We start from the raw sequence: 19,263 nt of genomic DNA, 5'->3' as shown, positions 1-19,263 counted from the left end.
ATCAGATCGGGCTAACAGATGACAAAGGAGGAAAATGCTATGTCGATTGCGCGACTGAAACGCAACCTGCTGAATAAACTGATTAATGCCTGTATCGACCTGGATGCTTATCTGCAGCTAAGAAAAGCGAAGGGTTATATGACGGTCAGCGAAAGTGACGAGCTGCGCGACAACCTTTTTGACCTCTGCACGGAAATGCGCACTCAGGGGGCGCAGCTAAGTACGCTGCCTGAGCCGAGAGAGCGGGAGGCGCTGCACAATGCGGCGGAGGCGATGGTCACCGCGGCGGTATCCTTAATGAGCGGACGCCACGACTGCCCGCAGTTTGTGGCGGTGGACGCAGAGAAACTTGAACGCTGCCTGGCGGTATTAACCACCAGTATTCAGCACCTCAATGCTAACGCTTCACACACTTCAGCCTGAGCACGGGGGAGGCAACTCCCCCATCTGCTCATTATTCAGTTTTTGTAAAAGTAAATGCACTTCCCGGCGCGCTGGCTAACCTTAACGCGGACACATCATACAAGGGAGTCTGTTATGCGACGTTCAGCCACGGCACTGTTTTTCGGTTCTCTGTTTTTCCTCTCTTCTGCACAGGCGGCGACGGTCAACGTCGAGGTGTTGCAGGACAATCTTGAACACCCCTGGTCTCTGGCATTTTTACCCGACAATAACGGGATGCTGATTACCCTGCGCGGCGGGGAGCTGCATCACTGGCAGGCGGGGAAAGGGCTCTCAGCGCCGATTGCTGGCGTGCCGAAGGTGTGGGCTAATGGCCAGGGCGGTCTGCTGGACGTGGTGCTGGCCCCGGATTTTGCCGAGTCGCGTCGGGTGTGGCTGAGCTATGCCGAAGCCGGGGAGGATAATAAAGCCGGTACCGCCGTGGGCTACGGGCGACTGAGCGACGACGGTCAGCGACTGGAAAATTTCCAGGTGGTCTTCCGCCAGACGCCGAAGCTCTCTACCGGCAACCACTTCGGCGGACGTCTGGTGTTTGACGGCAAGGGCTACCTCTATATTGCCCTCGGTGAAAATAACGAGCGCGCCACCGCCCAGGACCTGGATAAGCTGCAGGGCAAAGTGGTGCGTCTCACCGATCAGGGCAAGGTGCCGGAAGATAATCCGTTCGTTGGCAAGGCGGGCGCACGGGAAGAGATCTGGTCATACGGGATCCGCAATCCGCAGGGCATGGCAATGAATCCCTGGAGCCAGACCCTGTGGCTGAACGAGCACGGCCCGCGCGGCGGGGATGAGATCAATATCCCGGAGAAAGGCAAAAACTACGGCTGGCCGCTGGCGACCTGGGGCATTAACTACAGCGGCCTGCCGATCCCGGAGGCGAAAGGCGGGATCGTGGAAGGCACCGAGCAGCCGATCTTCTACTGGAAACAGTCCCCGGCGGTCAGCGGCATGGCGTTCTATAACGCAACGGCCTTCCCGCAGTGGAAGAACAAACTGTTTATCGGCGCGTTAAAAGATCAGGATGTGATTGTGATGAGCGTCAACGGCAATAAGGTCACGGAGGACGGGCGTATTCTCGGGGATAAAAAACAGCGTATCCGCGACGTGCGTGTCGGCCCGGATGGCTATCTCTACGTCCTGACCGATGAGTCGAAGGGTGAGCTGTGGAAGGTCAGCCCGGCAGGCTAAAGCCTTTGACGCCGGGCGCTGTCAGCATCCGGCGTCAGGTCACCGGGATCATGACCGCTTTTCGATATGCCGGGCGGTCGGCCAGCTTCTGATACCACGCCTGCAGATGCGGGCGTGGCGTCCAGCCATCGGTGGCATTGAACAGGTTATAGACGAAGGGCGCGACGGCAATATCACCGGCGCCAAAGGCGTCACCTGACAGCCACGGGCTCTGCGCCAGGGCGTTATCAAGGATTTCAAACTGCGCTTCGCAGGCTTTCTTGCTGGCCGCAATTGCCGCCGCGTCGCGTTTTTCCGGCGGCGTTCTTACCAGCCCCATCAGGATCCCACGGTGTGCAGGAGAGAGGTTGCCATTGGCCCAGTCCATCCACTTTTCTCCGACGGCACGCCGGACGGGTTCCTCAATCCACAGGCTCTCTTTCCCGTACTGCGCCAGCAGATAGCGCACGATAGTATTAGATTCCCACAGCACCAGGCCCGTTTCTTCATCGCGCATGAGCGGCACCAGACCGTTGGGGTTCATCGCCAGATACGCCGCATCGTGGTTGAGCCCGAACTCCAGCCCGGCCAGGATTTGAGTATAGGGCACGCCGAGCTCTTCCAGCGTCCAGAGGACTTTTTTGACGTTGGTCGAGTTGTTTCGACCCCAAAGCGTAATCATAACCACCTCTCCTGGAAACAGTTTGGGCACATTGCCAAATGACGGTCTATGTTGGGATAAACTTCACAATCGCGCAACACCCGACAAAAAAAATCACGTAGCGGATGCGGGCAAGGGACAGATTGCTTAAACTTTAAAAACTTTACCAACTCACTGTTTCTTTACGGGCATTTGTACGTTACTAATCACTTTTTATGTGACACGGCAATGTGGCGTGCTTCTGAATGGACACTCGGGTGGCTCTTATGATGCGTAATGTTTTCTCCCTCCGCAGCCTGACGGCAGGCTCAGTTCTCCTCTTATTAACGGCTCCCGCTCTGCAGGCTGCAGAACAAACCCCGGCAGCGCCTGAGATTGATGCGCGCGCATGGATCCTGATGGATTACGCCAGCGGCAAAGTGCTGGCCGAAGGCAATGCCGACGAAAAACTCGATCCCGCCAGCCTGACCAAAATTATGACCAGCTACGTGGTCGGTCAGGCGATTAAGGCGGAAAAAATTCACCTGACCGATATGGTCACCGTCGGCAAAGATGCCTGGGCAACCGGCAACCCGGCCCTGCGCGGCTCTTCCCTGATGTTCCTTAAGCCCGGGGATCAGGTCTCGGTAGAAAACCTCAATAAAGGGGTCATAATTCAGTCCGGCAACGATGCCAGTATCGCCATTGCCGACTACGTGGCCGGGAGCCAGGACTCCTTTGTCAGCCTGATGAACGGCTACGCCAAACGTCTGGGGCTGAACAGCACAACGTTTAAAACCGTTCACGGCCTGGACGCGCCGGGACAGTTCAGCACGGCAAGGGATATGGCTCTGCTGAGCCAGGCGATGATCCGCGACGTGCCGGAAGAGTACGCCATCCACAAAGAGAAAGAGTTCACCTTCAATAACATCCGCCAGCCTAACCGTAACCGCCTGCTGTGGAGCAGCAATTTACAGGTCGACGGGATGAAGACCGGTACCACGACGGGCGCGGGCTACAATCTGGTGGCATCGGCAACCCAGGGCGATATGCGTTTGATCTCGGTGGTGCTGGGCAGCAAAACTGACCGTATCCGCTTTAACGAGTCGGAGAAACTCCTGACCTGGGGTTTCCGCTTCTTTGATACGGTCACGCCGATCAAACCCGGTACCGCCTTTGTTTCCCAGCGGGTCTGGTTTGGCGACAGCGATGAGGTTCCGCTTAGCGCGGGCGATGCCGGATCTATTACCATTCCAAAAGGCCAGCTGAAAAACCTGAAGGCCAGCTTCACCTTAACCGAACCTCAGCTGAAAGCGCCTCTCAGCAAAGGTCAGGTGGTTGGCACCATTGATTTCCAGCTTAACGGGAAATCCATTGAGCAACGCCCGCTGGTGGTGATGGAAGCGGTGGAAGAGGGCGGTTTCTTTAGCCGGATGTGGGACTTTGTCATGATGAAGCTCAACCAGTGGACGGGCGGCTGGTTATAGCCCCTGAGCCTTTGAGTAAAGCAGGCGGATATTCTGTGCTTCCGCCTGCTCCCGCAGAGCCTCATCAGGCTGACAGTCGCTGACGATGGCATCAAAGCGGCTGAGCTCACCCATCCGCGCCGGGCGGACCTTACCGAATTTACTGTGATCGACCACCAGCACGTGATAGCGCGCATGGTGCATCGCCCAGTGCTTGACCGGCAGCTCCTCCAGATTAAAACAGGTTGCGCCGTGGCGAGCATGGACGCCGGCCGCCGAGTAGAAGGCGATATCCGGGCTGAGGCTGTTCAGGGTTTCGTGCAGATTCAGCGGCTTAAAAATGGCGTTGCTGGCGTGAAATTCGCCGCCGCAGAGAATGACCCGACACAGAGGCTTAGCCTGCAACGCCAGAAAGGTGTTCAGAGAGTAGCAGACGGCGGTAAACGGCAGTTCGTTATCGATGGCATCGATAATCCACGGCGTGGTGGTGCCGCAGTCGAAAAAGGCCATCTGGTGGGGCTGTAACAGACCGGCGGCCAGTCGGGCGGCGGCACGCTTCTCCTCTACCAGCCGGGTTTGCTGATCGCTCAGCAGATAGTGACCGGCGCTGCGCGGCTCCAGCACGATATAACCGCCCAGCAGGACGACGGGTCCGCCGTGGCCGTTCAGATCCCGGCGAATGGTCATCTCCGACACGCCAAGCAGGGCGGCTGCTTCTTTAAGATGCAGTTTATCGCTGCGCTTCAGCGCCTGAAGAAGTTGCCCAATCCGCTCGTCGCGCCGCGTTTCCATAAAGCTCCTGATGACCATAAAAAAACACCCTGCACGAAGCAGGGTGCGATGGGGCGATTTTACCTGCCCACAGCGGGTTAGTCACGTATCCAGCCTTTGCGGATCGGCAGGGAGAAGCAAATACGGTAAATCTGCTGCAGCCGCTGGTGCAGCGCCGGACCGAAGCCCTGCCACAGGATCTGCGCCGTCAGACAGCCAATCAGCGCCACCAGCAGACCGCCCAGCATATCCATCGGCCAGTGGACGCCGAGATAGACCCGCGACCAGGCGATAGCGCACGCCATGACCATCAGCAGCGCGCCGGACCACAGCCGGTGCCAGAACAGGAACGCCAGCGCAAAGGTGAAGATTACCGTCCCGTGATCGCTGGGGAAGGAGTCGTCCGCCGCATGCTGGAGGAAGTTATAGCCAACGTGATCGGCAAAGGGACGGTCGTGCGGAAACAGATGACCCATTAGCCAGGAAACCAGCAGGCTGGCGACCATCGCCAGAGCCACTTTAATCACCAGCTGCCGCTGGGCGCTGACCTGCTCGCGTGGACCCCACAGCCAGAGCGCAACCGCCGCCAGAGGCGCAACAAGAATCAGGTCCCGGGCGATCAGGATCGCCAGTGAGATAAGCCAGGGTGGGGAATCCGGGGTGGCGTTAATCAGCGAGAAGAGCGAATAGTTGAGCGTCTCCAGCATGGTTTAAAGTCCTTGGTCTGCACAAATGGGGTCGGCCGGGCCGATGGCTGTCATAAAAGTGTCATCACCTTAAAAGCGTCAGACACATTGATAAAGCAGTTTTGTCTTACTTTACGTTGGGGATAAGTCTACGAGGCTTAACTTAAGCCAACCTTAAACGGCAGAAGGGAAAGGGGATTTTTAGGAAGAAGGGAAAAAAGGCCCCGAATCGGGGCCTCTGAAGCTAGTTTTTCTCTGATACCGGTTCTGCCGTGAAAGGCACCGCCGGTTTGGCGACCGCACGGGCCACCAGAGCGGCAATCAGGACCATTCCGAGCACCACCAGCATGGCGCTGCGCAGGCCGTAGTGCTCGCCGAGGAAGCCCAGCAGCGGCGGGCCTACCAGAAACGCCAGATAGCCGGTAGTGGCGACCACGCTGACGCGGGTCGCGGCATCCGGGCCGGTATCTCCGGCGGCGGAAATGGTCAGCGGGAAGCCCAGCGACGCGCCCAGTCCCCACAGGATCACCGATACTCCGGCCACCCAGGCGATGTCGACAAAGATAATCAGCCCGATACCCAGCGCGCCCATGATCGCGCTGGCGCGGACGACCGCCACGCGGCTATATCGGTCGATAAACCAGCCGCCGGTAAAGCGTCCGACGGTCATCCCCAGGGTAAACCCGGCGTAGATCAGCGAGCCGGAGGTCGGGTTAAAGCCGTGACCATCCACCATTAATAGCGGCAGCCAGTCGTTGGCCGAGCCTTCGGCAAAGGCCATCGCCAGCACCACCACGCCAATCAGCAGCAGCTGACCGTCGCGCCAGAAGGGGCGACCTTTTTCACCCTGCTGACCCTCACCGGCGACGTTCTTGCCCGTGCCGTCCGGAATAGCGGTAATACAAATCATAATCGGGGCAATCACCACCAGCGCCGCCAGCAGCACATGCAGGGTTGCGTTCATGCCAAAGCCGGTCAGCGCCATGCCGATCCCCGCGCCGACCAGGGTGCCGAGGCTATAGAAGCCGTGCATCATCGGCAGAACGGTTTTATTAATCTCGCGCTCAACGGCCGCGCCTTCCACGTTAATCGCCACTTCTGCCGCGCCAAAGCTGCCGCCAAAAATCGCCAGCCCACCGGCAAACAGCAGCGGGGAGCGTAGCCACAGAGCGGTACTCATGACCAGCATGCCGACGACCGCGCTCAGCATCGCGGTGCGGATCACCTTACGGGTGCCAAAGCGCTTCACCAGCCAGCCGGAGCAGAGAATACCGCTCATCGATCCAACCGACAGACCAAACAGCACTGCGCCCATACCGGCGGTCGAGACGGACAGGATGTCGCGGATAGCGGGCGTGCGGGTGGCCCAGGAGGCCATCAGAATACCTGGAATAAAGAAGAACATAAAAAGCGCCCAGGTCCGCAGACGCAGGGCTTTACGATGCGATACAGCTGTCATTTACTGGCACCACGGGAAGTTGTTTGCTGACAACGGTAGCAAGGTTGTGTACATTTGTACATAACTGATGTGAGAGATTAATTATGGCCCGACGACCCAACGACCCGCAGCGCCGGGAAAGGATCCTCCAGGCAACCCTGGACACCATCGCCGAGCACGGCATTACCGCGGTGACACATCGCAAGATAGCCGCCTGCGCCGATGTGCCCCTCGGCTCGATGACCTACTATTTTTCGGGGATCGATGCCCTGGTGGAAGAGACCCTGCGCGAGTTCACCCGTGATATGTCGGTCCAGTACCAGGCTTTTTTCGATGATGTCAGCACGCCAGATCAGGCCTGCGACAGTCTCACCGAACTGATTTTCAGCGCCCGAATCACCACCGCCCGCAATATGGGCCTGATGTACCAGCTCTACGCCTTTATGAGCTGCAAACCCTCCCTGCGCGAGGTCATGCAGGACTGGATGACCAGCAGCCAGCAGACGCTGGCCCAGTGGTTCGATCCCGTCACGGCGCGTGCGCTCGACGCCTTTATCGAAGGGATGACCCTGCACTTTGTGACCGACCGCCAGCCGCTTTCGCGGGGAGAACTGAGGAAGATGGTGGGGAGGATTGCGGGGGAGAAAGAGGCCTGAGAAGAGACGTCTGCCGCTGGACCTGCGCGGCAGACGTAAAAACGGTTAATTTATGCCCTGAGTTTTTTGGGCCGCCACCCAACGATGACGCTTCTTATCCCACTCCTGACGCATATCCAGCGTGTAAATCTTCACCAGCCAGCCGCCGCGATAGCCATAGCGCACCGCACTGTCCGCAAGATGGCTCGCCAGCCCGCGGTTATAGCTGATTTTAATATCGCGAATCCCGTCTAATGGTTTCTCCAGCGCCATCACGGCGGTGTCGTTAACCTGCGGCTCGCCCTGCGCATTTTTCAGCAGCGCCCGGTTTGAATACCAGTAAGAGTGCCCCCGCGCCGCCGCCAAATCCCGGGCATAGCCTTCCAGCTGGCTCAGACTCAACTCCGTCTCCCCGGCCTGCCTTGCCGCGTTATCGGCCCAGCTATCGTAAGCCTCGAAGAAAGCGACAATATCCTGATGGCTTTTCTGCGTATTCTGCCAGGCGCTATAGCGCGACCAGCCCAGGATAGCGGCAATAATCACGGCGATAACCGTAAAGGCGATCAGCGCCACGCGTAGCACCGTGTCTTTATGCTGCCCCAGCTGACGCCAGATAAAAATGGCCAGCGTTACGGCGATAAGGAAGAGAACAATCTGGATCATCGGCGGCCCTGTCGAGTTGAAGATTGAATTTATTAGGGATTATACATCAGGGGGAAGGGATGTCATGGCTAAAGCCCGGGTGATTCGGGGTTGATCTGATCGTTACGGCACAGTGATTTTTATCAGTCGTTTAATTATCCACGCTAATTTATTCCTGATATTTTATAGGTCATCATCCGAAATGGCTTGAGTGACTAAGGGGTAACGATGAGTTTAAAAGTGACGACACAGCAGGTGGATACCTGGAAGAAACGCATTCAGCGGGATGGGTTAAAAGGTTCTACCTACCTTTGCCAGCAGGGTGGGGCCGTGTGGGTTTCCGCATCCGCCGATCATCAGGCTATCTGCCAGCGAGTTTTGGGCCGGGATTCAGGAACAAGTTCTTTAGAAAGTTATTTGCGTTGGGATGATGTAAAGGCTGTGGATTTGGTTGAATTGCTGTACGCGATTGAAACGGCATAAGCCATGAACTGTTCAGTCATGCTATTGACTATCGCAACTTTGAAGGATAACTGGTTTTTTTCAGGCTTATCCAGGAGCCAGGTAAGTGGTTGCACATACTCGTTTTATGTGATGGCTCAGGATTTTCTACAGGGCGAGAATATTCTCGCCCGACACCATAAAGCGCGTTGTGAACGTATGATGCTGAACCTGGATGAGTTGTTCAATTGGAAACATCATGTAGGTTTCCGCTATGGGCGAAGTAGCAGTCAATAAAGAATCCTGAAGTTGTCTAAGGCAATGGTGTTCTCGTACAGCATCTTGCAAATCGGTTTCGTTGTGTTGAGTTCCATACATCAATAAAAATCTTCCATATTGAAAAAATAAAATTAACTGCGCATATAAACAGAACCTGCAAGTTAATATTCATCTGCGTCATCTTTGCTGATTTCTATTTGTATGATCTTATCGCTAACTATATTTCTTATGTCCAGGCATGTTTTTGTTAGATTATTTAGTTCAAAGTTGTCAATTTTATTAATGCTCCCTTCTTTAGCCACGATACTTATGAGGCTCATAACATCTTGTGCACCGTATTTTTCATCGGGAATAATAAATTCAAATACTTGATTTATAATTCTTGATACAGGATCTCCTTTTTTAATGTCATTGTCATATACTGTAAGATACAAATTTTTAATTTCCAGGTAAAGTTTGTAAACGGCTTCGCAAAATATTTGCTTGTCAGTTTTATCTTCTTTGAAAAAATTATCTTCAAACTGATCTGCTAACTCATTTTTATCTGTTTCTTTGATATTTATAGATTCTGTCTTTTCAATCGCCTTTTTTAGTATTGGTGAGATTTCATTTATTAGTCGTGATGTTTCATCAAAGTCTGCTTTTGAGAAGTCTCGGTTATGAGCGATTTTGCATCTGTACTCATAAAGTTTCTCCCAACTTTCAGTTATCTTTTTCTGTTGTGCTTCTATATGAGGAGCAAAATATTTATCCCAGTTGGATTGAGGAACTATTCTTTTTAATTCATCAAAGGTTTCTTGGTTTAATTCATTGAATTCCAATGGTGATATTTTTTTTATTAACTCGCTGATATCTATTTCTTTGTAGGCTTTAAATAAAAAATTTGTTAACTGGATGAAATCAACCTGATACATCATATTATGATCTTCAGGTAATTTTGTGCTAGATCTCAAACTAGTAAACTCTTCCGGGATGGATGTTTTTGTCCATGATACACCAACGTTAAGCAACATGAATTTTGTAATAAGCTTACGCATTAGATTTTCAACTTCATGAATAAGTGGGTATGCTTGAATACTGTAGTATTTACTAATGTCATCCCAGATGAGTTGAATTTGACCAATTTTACATTCACTGGACACCTTACGAAATGTGCGTATAACCTTTGAAAAAGTTACGAGATTATTTTGATTGGTATTCTCCAGTGAGATTTTTATAAACAAAGAGTCTTTTTTATTATCATATTCTGATATATGGAATTTAAAATCAACGTCGTTAAATATTAAGCAGTCGTCGCTGATTTTGAATTCATCGGTAGATTCGAGAATTTTAATGAAAGAATCAGGAGATTTACCTATCATAGCGTTTTTATTAATAATAAAAAGCATTTCTACATCACATTTGGGCATGATACTTTTTTTGCTCATAAATAAATCACTTTATTTAAAAATGTTAATGAATAAACCAATGTTGAAATTCATAAGATCTCGAAAAAAATCAAAATTGCATTGACAGATTCTAATGATGATCCTGGCACTGAACTCAACATGTTCTTTTGGCGGTTTTATTACTACCCACCAAAAATGGCTCGCCATGAGAAATAATGTTGCACCATGGGGCCAAAAATTTCAATCACTCAGAATACGCTACAGGTCACAATTGAACGTTATCGTGAGCCGCAAATTCACTGGCGCCCCTGTCGACATGATCAACGACATGTTGACTGATGGGTTTTTCATTGCTTGCTGTACTCTAAGCGCATAAAGTTTTTTCGTTACCTTAATCAAGGGCAAAGGGAGTCATGGATACAAATGAAAATAGTTGAAACGGAATTATTTGGCCCTGTAGTCGCACCAGATGAGTTTTGGCAAGTTATCGAACTTGCTTCTTTAGGTGAATGCGAAACAAAAAACATCTTCCTATGGAGAGGACAGGGCAGTATCGCCTGGCCAATTCATAGCTCTGCTTACAGGCGCTTAGAAAAGGATAAAGTCTTCACTCCTTCAGAAATGACTATGCGCGACTACGAGAGGGAACTTCTGTTAAACGCTAAGCATCAAGGCTACCAGTACGAAAATGGCCGTGTATTGGCTGACTTTGAGCTTCTGGCAAAGCTTCAACATCATGGTGCGGCAACCCGATTGGTAGATTTTTCAAGAAACATGCTTGTAGCCTTGTGGTTTGCCTGTAATTCTGAGCGAGACAAAACTGGACTGTTGTTCGGAATGTACTGGGCAGGAGTCAGTGGTTTCGAAGGAAGACCTGAACTTCGTACATACAATGAGTTATTTGGCTCAGGAGACCCTAAGGTCGACGACGAGTTGGAGAATTTTCCGAGACTCTGGCAGCCTCCTGTTGTGACGAGAAGGATCGCAGCTCAGAGTGCACAATTCCTTTATAGCAGAGTCACCGATGTTCGGACTGGCAGCTTGGTTTTATGTGAAAACCCAAATCATCTCAATATGATTGCCATTACGCCTGAACTGAAAAAGCAATGTTTGGTCTTGCTGGAGAATGTTTTTGATATCAGACAGTTCACTCTTTTCCCTGATATTGATGGTTTTTGTTATGCCAACAGCGTTAGTTTTGAAAGCCATAGTAACGAGCGCTGGTAGCTAAGCGTTTTTCAGCCGCCATTTAGTCTCTGGGTTTTGATGTAATTTATTGATTATATTATGTTTAAGTTTAAGGCAAACAAAAAACCCATCAACCTTGAACCAAATTTGGCGGGGTTGATGGGCTCCACAAAATGGGGACATCAAAGAAAAGCAGTGGCATAAATTATGACTGCGGGCCCGGTGAAAAGTTCTGCGAATGATGCAAAAAATTTCCGTTAGCGGGCCATCTTCAGATTTATCCCAGGCCAGGCCAGATAATGATGATCAGCGTACCCGCAAGCGTCAGCAGCACGTTGGCGATGGCGTAGGTGCCGGCATAGCCCAGCGCCGGGATATTGCTGCGGGCGGTGTCGCTGATAATCTCCATGGCCGGGGCGCAGGTACGGGCGCCCATCATCGCGCCGAAGAGCAGGGCGCGGTTCATACGCAGGACGTAGGCGCCGAACAGGAAGCAGATCACCACCGGCACCAGGCTGACGATGAGCCCTGCGACCAGCATCTGGCCGCCGACGGCGCCGAGGTTGTTGCCGATGCCGCTACCGGCGCTGAGGCCGACGCCCGCCATAAAGACCATCAGACCAAACTCTTTCACCATATTCAGCGCGCCCTGAGGGATATAGCCGAAGGTCGGGTGGTTGGCGCGCAGGAAGCCGAGCATGATCCCGGCGAACAGCAGGCCCGCCGCGTTGCCGATACCGAAGCTAAAGGAGCTGAACTGGAAGGTGATCATGCCGATCATCAGGCCCACAATAAAGAAGGCGCAGAAGGCGAGCAGGTCGGTGACCTGGCTATGAATAGAGATAAAGCCGATGCGATCGGCGATAGCCTTCACCCGTCGTGCATCGCCGCTGACCTGGAGCACGTCGCCTTTATTCAGCACGATATTGTCGTCGATAGGCATCTCAATCTGGCTGCGGATCACGCGGTTAAGGAAACAGCCGTGGTCGGTCAGCTTGATCTGCGCCAGGCGACGGCCCACCACGTTGTGATTTTTAACCACCACCTCTTCGGTGACGATACGCATATCCAGCAGATCGCGGTCGAAGACCTCTTTGCCGTTGCGGAAGCTCGGGTCGAGGCGGGCGTGGGCGTCCGGGTAGCCGACGAGGGCGATTTCATCCCCGACCTGCAGAACTGCATCCCCGTCCGGGTTAGCCAGAATGCCGTTACGGCGAATACGCTCGATATAGCAGCCGGTCTGGCGATAAATGCCCAGCTCACGCAGATTTTTGCCGTCGGCCCAGGCCACCAGCTCCTGGCCGACGCGATAGGCGCGGATCACCGGGAGATACACTTTACGCTGGGAGTCGGCGTCCAGGCCGCGCTCGCGGGCGATCTGCTGGGCGCTGGTCTGCAGATCCTGATGCTGGAGCTTCGGCATATAGCGTGCGCCCACAATCAGGCTGACCAGACCGATCAGATAGGTCAGGGCGTAGCCGAGGCTAAGATGGTCAAGGGCCGACGCCAGCTCGCTGCCGGTCATCCCCGAATGGCGTAGCGTATCGCCCGCGCCAACCAGCACCGGCGTGGAGGTCATCGACCCGGCCAGCATCCCGGCGGTGAGGCCAATATCCCAGCCGAAGAACTTCCCTAAACCGAGGGCAATCAGCAGGGCGCTGCCCACCATCACCAGCGCCAGCATCAGGTAATTTTTGCCGTCGCGAAAGAAAATTGAAAAAAAGTTCGGGCCGGCTTCGACGCCGACACAAAAAATAAACAGCATAAAACCGAGATTCAGGGCGTCGGTGTTAATGCTGAAATGCTGCTGGCCTAATAATAGTGAAACCACTAAAACGCCAATAGAATTACCGAGTTGGACTGAACCAAGCCGTAATTTACCCAGGCAAAGGCCGAGGGCCAGCACCACAAATAATAACAGGATGTAATTCCCGTTTAACAAATCTGCGACGTTTATATTCACGTAAGCTAACTTCTTGTTTACTAGTAACTTATTGAAAGAAATGGTTATTTGCGCTAATGTTTGACCTGTTCTGAAGAAAATTCCGAATTCTTCATAAGAGCTTAAAACAGAAAAAACAGGCCGTAGTTTAATCCTTCCTGGATGCCACGGCTAGTCACAATCCATTGAGATCTCATGGGTAATTCGGCATGGAATGCCACAGGCTTTATCTTACGGGTGTCCGGAAGGGCAAAACGAGAGTTTGATAGAGAAATATCAGGAGGATGATGTGAACTCTGGGCGTATTGGGGTCGGCGAAGTCTGCTGCTTTGTTCTGTTTATTACGCTGATCGTGGTGCTGAATACGCATAGCACCTCGTCGGTCGCGGGCGATCCTGATATCGGGCTGCTCTTTTTCACGCTGCCCGGCGCTATCGCCAGCTATGTGTCGAGACCCAGTCGGGTGCTGCGTCCGCTGCTGGGTGCGGTGCTGGCCGCCGCCTGTAGCCTGCTGCTTGTCCGGCTGATTTTTATCACTCCCCGCTCATTCTGGCAGGATCTGGCCTGGCTGTTCAGCGCGGTATTCTGGTGCGGTCTGGGCGCGTTGTTTATCAGCGCGCTGCTGCACGGTAAGCGCAGAAGGCGCCGGTAGCGCCTTCTCATCTCATCTTATGCGTAGAGGCCCAGCGTCTCTTTTGCCCAGGCTTCAAAATCGGTAAAACCGCCAATGTGCTGCTGGTCAACGAAGATCTGCGGCACGGTCTCAACCGGTTTACCCACGGTTTTTTCCAGATCGGCTTTGGTGATACCTTCCGCGTGAATATCGATATAGCGGAAGTTAAAGTCATCACGCTCGTTAGTCAGTTTTTCTGCCAGCTCTTTAGCGCGTACACAGTATGGGCAGCCCGGGCGACCAAAAATTACAGTAAACATGGTTATTCCTTAAAGAGAAGTAAGCCTGACGGCGAATGGCGCTTATGATGCCGTTAACGACTCGTGCTGGAAAGCAGGTTGTACCTTTTGGTTTGATATCCTCAGGCTATACTGGGTCCCTGGTTTACCGGAAACACCCGTATTATTTTCAGACAGGATACCGACATGACGCCGACCATTGCGCTTCTGCGAGGCCACCGCTCCATTCGCCACTTTACCGACCAGCCGATTAGCGATGAACAGCGCGAGGCGATTATCGCCAGCGCCCAGTCCGCCTCCAGCTCCAGCTTTTTACAGTGCAGCGCCATTATCCGTATCACCGACAACGAGACGCGCCAGCAGCTGGTTACCCTGAGCGGCGGGCAGCAGCACGTAGCCCAGGCCGCGGAGTTCTGGATCTTCTGCGCTGATTTTAATCGTCATCTGCAGATCAGCCCCGACGCGCAGCTGGGGCTGGCCGAACAACTTTTGCTGGGATGCGTGGATACAGCCATTATGGGGCAGAATGCGCTGGTTGCCGCCGAATCCCTGGGGCTGGGCGGGGTCTATATCGGCGGGATCCGTAACAATATTGAGGCGGTGGGCAATTTACTGGAACTGCCGAAGCACGTACTGCCGCTGTTTGGTCTGTGCCTGGGCTGGCCTGCCGATGAGCCGGATATCAAGCCGCGCCTGCCGGCCTCCATGGTGGTGCATGAAAATCGTTATCAGCCGCTGAATGAGGCCGCGCTGGCAGAGTATGACGAGCAGCTGGCGGAGTATTATCTTAGCCGGGGCAGCAATACCCGTCGCGATACCTGGAGCGATCATATTCGCCGGACCATTATTAAAGAGAACCGACCCTTTATACTGGATTATTTGCATAAACAGGGATGGGCAACGCGCTAAAGACGTTCATCCCGTACCGGCCTGCGTGTATGATACGCAGGCTTTTGATGCCATCGGCTCAGGCAGCGATATCTTTCAGAGAGGTACAGGGTGAAGATTGCCATTTTGTCCCGGGACGGAACGCTCTATTCGTGTAAACGTCTTCGCGAGGCGGCCACGTTCCGTGGTCACCAGGTCGAGATCCTCGACCCGCTTTCCTGCTATATGAATATCAGCCCGGCGGATTCTTCAATCCACTATAAAGGGCGTCAGCTTCCCCATTTTGACGCGGTGATCCCGCGTATCGGCTCGGCCATTACCTTCTATGGCACCGCCGCCCTGCGTCAGTTTGAGCTGCTGGGCAGCTATCCGCTCAATGAATCCGTTGCCATTACCCGCGCCCGCGACAAGCTGCGTTCCCTGCAGCTGCTGGCGCGCCAGGGCATTGATTTGCCGATCACCGGGATTGCACACTCTCCCGACGATACCAGCGATCTCATCCGCATGGTCGGCGGTGCGCCGCTGGTGGTTAAACTGGTGGAAGGCACCCAGGGTATCGGCGTGGTACTGGCCGAAACGCGGCAGGCGGCGGAAAGCGTGATTGACGCCTTTCGCGGGCTGAACGCGCATATTCTGGTCCAGGAGTATATCGAAGAGGCCAAAGGGCGCGATATTCGCTGCCTGGTGGTGGGCGATGAAGTGGTGGCTGCCATTGAGCGACGGGCGAAGGAGGGCGATTTTCGCTCCAACCTGCATCGGGGCGGCGTGGCGGTTAACGCGGCGATCACCCCGGAAGAGCGCGACATCGCCATCAAAGCGGCCCGAACCCTGGAGCTGGACGTGGCCGGGGTCGATATTCTGCGCGCTACCCGCGGCCCGCTGGTGATGGAAGTCAACGCCTCGCCGGGTCTGGAAGGGATTGAAAAGACCACCGGGATCGATATTGCCGGGCGGATGATTGCGTGGATTGAACGTCAGGCAACGCCGGGGTTTTGTCTGAAAACCGGCGGATAGTGTCATTTTCACTGTCGGTCATGGTATGCCGTCGGCTTTTTGCGTAAGCTATGGCGCTGAAATTTTATTGCAAGAGGTCGCACGCACATGGATTCACTCGTCGTTCCGGGTCTGGATACGCTACGTCAATGGCTCGACGAACTGGCTATTAACTTTTTCGAGTGTGATAGCTGCCAGGCGTTACACCTGCCGCATATGCAGAATATTGACGGCGTCTTTGATGCCAAAATCGATATTATCGACAATATTATTTTGTTCACCGCGCTTGCCGAGGTGAAGCCTTCCGCGCTGCTGCCTCTGGCGTGCGATCTCTCGGCGATTAACGCCAGCTCGCTGACGGTGAAGGCCTTCCTCGATATTCAGGATGATAACCTGCCGAAGCTGGTGGTGTGCCAGTCTTTCCCGGTGGCCGCCGGGGCGACCTTCGAGCAGTTCTCCTGGTTTATGCAGCAGAGCGAAGAGCAGATCTCCATGGTGATCCTCGAAGCCGGTGCGCATCAGCTGCTGTTTAATGCTGAAGACGACGATGCGCAAAAAAACAACGCTCAGCACCATTTTCTTCACTAAGCTTGCCGCCCAATAGCGCAGTCGCTGCCATCACGACTGCGTATCTCACGATATTATCTGGTTGTTCAGCCTTTAAGTCAGCAGCATTCACCGGCATCCTGCCGGTTTCGGCTTATCACATAGACACATACTGCATAAAAAATTGATAAATCGCGTTTTTTAATCTGGCCTATAGCCGGGACTCTTAGCTACAGTTATTCTTGCGATGCTTTTGCGAGCCGGTGACTGCAGAAGGAGAGGCCTGTCTCTTTTTCTTCTCACAATGAAAAAGTATGCACGCTTCTTGCATATCTTACGCTCCGGGTACGATCTCTGGTGGGTTCTTTTTCTGAATGACCGTTAAGAAGGATAAGTGACATGAATAAAAAATGGTTATCGGGCCTGGTGACAGGTGCGCTAATGGCTATTTCTGCAAGCACGCTCGCTGCTGAACAAAAGACGCTGCACGTTTATAACTGGTCTGATTATATTGCGCCGGAAACGGTCGCCAATTTCGAGAAAGAGACCGGAATTAAAGTCGTCTATGACGTCTTCGATTCTAACGAAGTGCTGGAAGGCAAGCTGATGGCCGGCAGTACCGGTTTTGACCTGGTGGTGCCTTCTGCCAGCTTCCTTGAACGTCAGCTGGCCGCCGGTGTGTTCCAGCCGCTGGATAAGAGCAAGCTGCCGAACTGGAAGAACCTCGATCCGGAAATTTTAAAGCTGATAGCGAAGCACGACCCCGATAACCAGTATGCATTCCCGTATCTGTGGGCCACCACCGGTATTGGCTTTAACGTCGATAAAGTTAAAGCCGCGCTGGGCAAAGACGTGCCGCTGGACAACTGGGATCTGGTCATGAAGCCGGAAAACCTGGAAAAACTGAAAAGCTGCGGCGTCTCCTTCCTCGATGCCCCGGAAGAGATCTTCGCCACCGTTCTGAACTATCTTGGCAAAGATCCGAACAGTACCAATGCGGCTGACTACACCGGCCCGGCGACGGATCTGTTGCTGAAACTGCGCCCGAATATCCGCTACTTCCACTCTTCCCAGTACATTAACGATCTGGCCAACGGCGATATCTGCGTGGCGATCGGCTGGGCCGGGGATGTCTGGCAGGCGGCGAACCGCGCTAAAGAGGCGAAAAACGGCGTCAATATCTCCTACACCATTCCGCAGCAGGGCGCGCTGGCGTTCTTCGACGTCTTCGCCATGCCGAAAGATGCGAAAAACAAAGAGGAAGCCTATGCCTTCCTTAACTACCTGATGCGCCCGGATGTCATGGCCCATATCAGCGACTATGTCTACTACGCCAACGGCAACAAAGCGTCGGTACCGCTGATTAAGGAAGAAGTGCGTAATAACCCGGGCATTTTCCCGCCGCCGGATGTTTACGCCAAACTCTTTACGCTGACCGTGCAGGAGCCGAAAATCGACCGCGTCAGAACGCGTGCCTGGACCAAAGTGAAGAGCGGTAAATAAATCAACGCCCTGCGTTGAATGGACTGCACCGGGGCAGTGCAGCTGCCCCAATATGGACAGAGGCCGAAGGGTCTCTGTCCCGCTGTTTGTATGGCTACCGGGCCATACGCTGTTGTCTTTGCCGGAGAGTACTGAGTGAATGACGCTATCCCCCGCCCACAGGCGAAAACCCGTAAAGCGCTGACCCCGCTGCTGGAAATCCGTAACCTGACCAAATCCTTCGACGGCCAGCATGCCGTGGACGACGTCAGTCTGACGATCTATAAAGGCGAAATTTTTGCCCTGCTGGGCGCGTCCGGCTGCGGAAAATCGACCCTGCTGCGTATGCTGGCGGGTTTTGAGCAGCCGAGCGCCGGGCAGATCATGCTCGATGGCGTGGATCTCTCCCAGGTTCCGCCCTATCTGCGCCCCATTAATATGATGTTTCAGTCCTACGCCCTGTTCCCGCATATGACGGTCGAGCAGAACATCGCTTTTGGTCTGAAGCAGGACAAACTGCCGAAAGCGGAAATTGCCGCCCGGGTGGCCGAAATGCTGGCGTTGGTGCATATGCAGGAGTTTGCAAAGCGTAAGCCGCATCAGCTTTCCGGCGGCCAGCGTCAGCGCGTGGCGCTGGCCCGCAGCCTGGCGAAGCGGCCGAAGCTGCTGCTGCTCGATGAGCCGATGGGCGCGCTGGATAAAAAGCTGCGCGACCGGATGCAGCTGGAAGTGGTGGATATCCTTGAGCGCGTCGGCGCGACCTGCGTGATGGTCACCCATGACCAGGAAGAGGCGATGACCATGGCCGGGCGAATCGCCATTATGAACCGCGGCAAGTTTGTGCAAATTGGCGAGCCAGAAGAGATTTACGAGCATCCGACGACCCGCTACAGCGCGGAATTTATCGGCTCGGTGAACGTGTTTGAAGGGCTGTTAAAGTCGCGTGAAGAGGATGGTCTGGTGATCGAATCCCACGGTCTGGTCCATCCGCTGAAGGTTGACCCGGATGCCTCCGTGGTCGATAACGTGCCGGTCTATGTGGCTCTGCGCCCGGAAAAAATCATGCTCTGCGACGAGGTTCCGGCGGACGGCTTTAACTTTGCCGTCGGCGAGGTGGTGCATATTGCCTATCTTGGCGACCTCTCTATCTATCACGTTCGCCTGCAAAGCGGGCAGATGATCAGCGCCCAGCTGCAAAACGAGCATCGCTACCGCAAAGGCACGCCGACCTGGGGCGATGAAGTTCGCCTCTGCTGGGATGCCGACAGCTGCGTGGTTCTGACGGTTTAAGGAGGGG

At 53.8% G+C, this 19,263-nt stretch carries 20 protein-coding genes; 12 read left to right on the top strand and 8 right to left on the bottom strand.

The window, feature by feature from the left end:
• The first annotated feature begins 39 nt into the window (after nucleotides 1-39).
• Nucleotides 40-423, top strand: coding sequence for a biofilm formation regulator BssR (locus EDF81_RS09185; protein ID WP_123347849.1), 384 nt, complete (start codon nucleotides 40-42; stop codon nucleotides 421-423).
• Nucleotides 424-537: 114 nt separating this feature from the next.
• Nucleotides 538-1,650, top strand: a complete 1,113-nt coding sequence (locus EDF81_RS09180) for a PQQ-dependent sugar dehydrogenase (protein ID WP_123347848.1) — start codon at nucleotides 538-540, stop codon at nucleotides 1,648-1,650.
• Between the two features lie 34 nt (nucleotides 1,651-1,684).
• Here the strand turns inward: EDF81_RS09180 and EDF81_RS09175 are convergent, their stop codons facing one another.
• Entirely contained in the window at nucleotides 1,685-2,311 is a 627-nt protein-coding gene (locus EDF81_RS09175) for a glutathione S-transferase family protein (RefSeq protein ID WP_123347847.1), read from the bottom strand.
• Nucleotides 2,312-2,535: 224 nt separating this feature from the next.
• Between EDF81_RS09175 and dacC the strand changes: the two genes are divergently transcribed.
• Nucleotides 2,536-3,756, top strand: coding sequence for a serine-type D-Ala-D-Ala carboxypeptidase (gene dacC / locus EDF81_RS09170; RefSeq protein WP_123347846.1), 1,221 nt, complete (start codon nucleotides 2,536-2,538; stop codon nucleotides 3,754-3,756).
• Here dacC and deoR read toward each other — a convergent pair.
• From deoR to EDF81_RS09155, 3 genes are all read right to left on the bottom strand, one after another.
• Nucleotides 3,751-4,527: a DNA-binding transcriptional repressor DeoR gene (gene deoR / locus EDF81_RS09165; RefSeq protein WP_123347845.1), complete on the bottom strand. Its 777-nt coding sequence runs from the start codon at nucleotides 4,525-4,527 to the stop codon at nucleotides 3,751-3,753. The two genes, dacC and deoR, sit on opposite strands and share 6 nt — an antisense overlap.
• 77 nt (nucleotides 4,528-4,604) lie before the next feature.
• Nucleotides 4,605-5,213 carry an undecaprenyl-diphosphate phosphatase gene (gene ybjG, locus EDF81_RS09160; RefSeq protein WP_123347844.1) on the bottom strand — a complete coding sequence of 203 codons (609 nt, stop codon included), beginning with the start codon at nucleotides 5,211-5,213 and terminating at the stop codon, nucleotides 4,605-4,607.
• Nucleotides 5,214-5,436: 223 nt separating this feature from the next.
• Nucleotides 5,437-6,651: an MFS transporter gene (locus EDF81_RS09155; RefSeq protein WP_123347843.1), complete on the bottom strand. Its 1,215-nt coding sequence runs from the start codon at nucleotides 6,649-6,651 to the stop codon at nucleotides 5,437-5,439.
• A gap of 83 nt (nucleotides 6,652-6,734) precedes the next feature.
• On the opposite strand from EDF81_RS09155, the gene EDF81_RS09150 reads away from it, so the two are divergent.
• Nucleotides 6,735-7,286: a TetR/AcrR family transcriptional regulator gene (locus EDF81_RS09150; RefSeq protein ID WP_123347842.1), complete on the top strand. Its 552-nt coding sequence runs from the start codon at nucleotides 6,735-6,737 to the stop codon at nucleotides 7,284-7,286.
• Nucleotides 7,287-7,331: 45 nt separating this feature from the next.
• Here EDF81_RS09150 and EDF81_RS09145 read toward each other — a convergent pair whose 3' ends face one another.
• Nucleotides 7,332-7,928: a hypothetical protein gene (locus tag EDF81_RS09145; protein WP_123347841.1), complete on the bottom strand. Its 597-nt coding sequence runs from the start codon at nucleotides 7,926-7,928 to the stop codon at nucleotides 7,332-7,334.
• A 207-nt stretch (nucleotides 7,929-8,135) separates the two neighbouring features.
• On the opposite strand from EDF81_RS09145, the gene EDF81_RS09140 reads away from it, so the two are divergent.
• Complete coding sequence (locus EDF81_RS09140; protein WP_123347840.1) at nucleotides 8,136-8,390, top strand: hypothetical protein; 255 nt, start codon at nucleotides 8,136-8,138, stop codon at nucleotides 8,388-8,390.
• Nucleotides 8,391-8,788: 398 nt separating this feature from the next.
• On the opposite strand, the gene EDF81_RS09130 is transcribed toward EDF81_RS09140, so the two are convergent.
• Complete coding sequence (locus tag EDF81_RS09130; protein ID WP_123362938.1) at nucleotides 8,789-10,054, bottom strand: HEPN domain-containing protein; 1,266 nt, start codon at nucleotides 10,052-10,054, stop codon at nucleotides 8,789-8,791.
• Between the two features lie 384 nt (nucleotides 10,055-10,438).
• Between EDF81_RS09130 and EDF81_RS09125 the strand changes: the two genes are divergently transcribed.
• Nucleotides 10,439-11,242: an FRG domain-containing protein gene (locus tag EDF81_RS09125; RefSeq protein ID WP_123347837.1), complete on the top strand. Its 804-nt coding sequence runs from the start codon at nucleotides 10,439-10,441 to the stop codon at nucleotides 11,240-11,242.
• A 238-nt stretch (nucleotides 11,243-11,480) separates the two neighbouring features.
• Here the strand turns inward: EDF81_RS09125 and EDF81_RS09120 are convergent, their stop codons facing one another.
• Entirely contained in the window at nucleotides 11,481-13,166 is a 1,686-nt protein-coding gene (locus tag EDF81_RS09120) for an aspartate:alanine antiporter (protein WP_123347836.1), read from the bottom strand.
• A gap of 268 nt (nucleotides 13,167-13,434) precedes the next feature.
• On the opposite strand from EDF81_RS09120, the gene ybjM reads away from it, so the two are divergent.
• Nucleotides 13,435-13,797 (top strand): inner membrane protein YbjM, encoded by a 363-nt coding sequence (ybjM, locus tag EDF81_RS09115; protein ID WP_260232691.1) that lies wholly within the window; start codon nucleotides 13,435-13,437, stop codon nucleotides 13,795-13,797.
• A gap of 17 nt (nucleotides 13,798-13,814) precedes the next feature.
• Here the strand turns inward: ybjM and EDF81_RS09110 are convergent, their stop codons facing one another.
• Nucleotides 13,815-14,078: a GrxA family glutaredoxin gene (locus EDF81_RS09110; protein ID WP_123347834.1), complete on the bottom strand. Its 264-nt coding sequence runs from the start codon at nucleotides 14,076-14,078 to the stop codon at nucleotides 13,815-13,817.
• Between the two features lie 165 nt (nucleotides 14,079-14,243).
• On the opposite strand from EDF81_RS09110, the gene nfsA reads away from it, so the two are divergent.
• The 5 genes from nfsA to potG all read left to right on the top strand — a co-directional run bounded on the left by nfsA (nucleotide 14,244) and on the right by potG (nucleotide 19,256).
• Nucleotides 14,244-14,966, top strand: coding sequence for an oxygen-insensitive NADPH nitroreductase (gene nfsA, locus EDF81_RS09105; RefSeq protein ID WP_123347833.1), 723 nt, complete (start codon nucleotides 14,244-14,246; stop codon nucleotides 14,964-14,966).
• A gap of 90 nt (nucleotides 14,967-15,056) precedes the next feature.
• On the top strand, nucleotides 15,057-15,959 hold the full coding sequence (gene rimK, locus EDF81_RS09100) for a 30S ribosomal protein S6--L-glutamate ligase (protein WP_123347832.1): 903 nt from the start codon (nucleotides 15,057-15,059) through the stop codon (nucleotides 15,957-15,959).
• A gap of 87 nt (nucleotides 15,960-16,046) precedes the next feature.
• Nucleotides 16,047-16,526, top strand: a complete 480-nt coding sequence (locus EDF81_RS09095) for a YbjN domain-containing protein (RefSeq protein WP_123347831.1) — start codon at nucleotides 16,047-16,049, stop codon at nucleotides 16,524-16,526.
• 348 nt (nucleotides 16,527-16,874) lie between these two features.
• Nucleotides 16,875-17,987: a spermidine/putrescine ABC transporter substrate-binding protein PotF gene (gene potF, locus EDF81_RS09090; RefSeq protein ID WP_123347830.1), complete on the top strand. Its 1,113-nt coding sequence runs from the start codon at nucleotides 16,875-16,877 to the stop codon at nucleotides 17,985-17,987.
• Nucleotides 17,988-18,122: 135 nt separating this feature from the next.
• Entirely contained in the window at nucleotides 18,123-19,256 is a 1,134-nt protein-coding gene (gene potG / locus EDF81_RS09085) for a putrescine ABC transporter ATP-binding subunit PotG (RefSeq protein WP_123347829.1), read from the top strand.
• Nucleotides 19,257-19,263 lie beyond the last annotated feature (7 nt).

Source organism: Enterobacter sp. BIGb0383, from assembly GCF_003751845.1.
GTDB lineage: Bacteria > Pseudomonadota > Gammaproteobacteria > Enterobacterales > Enterobacteriaceae > BIGb0383.
This window is presented reverse-complemented; position numbering and strand designations above follow the sequence as displayed.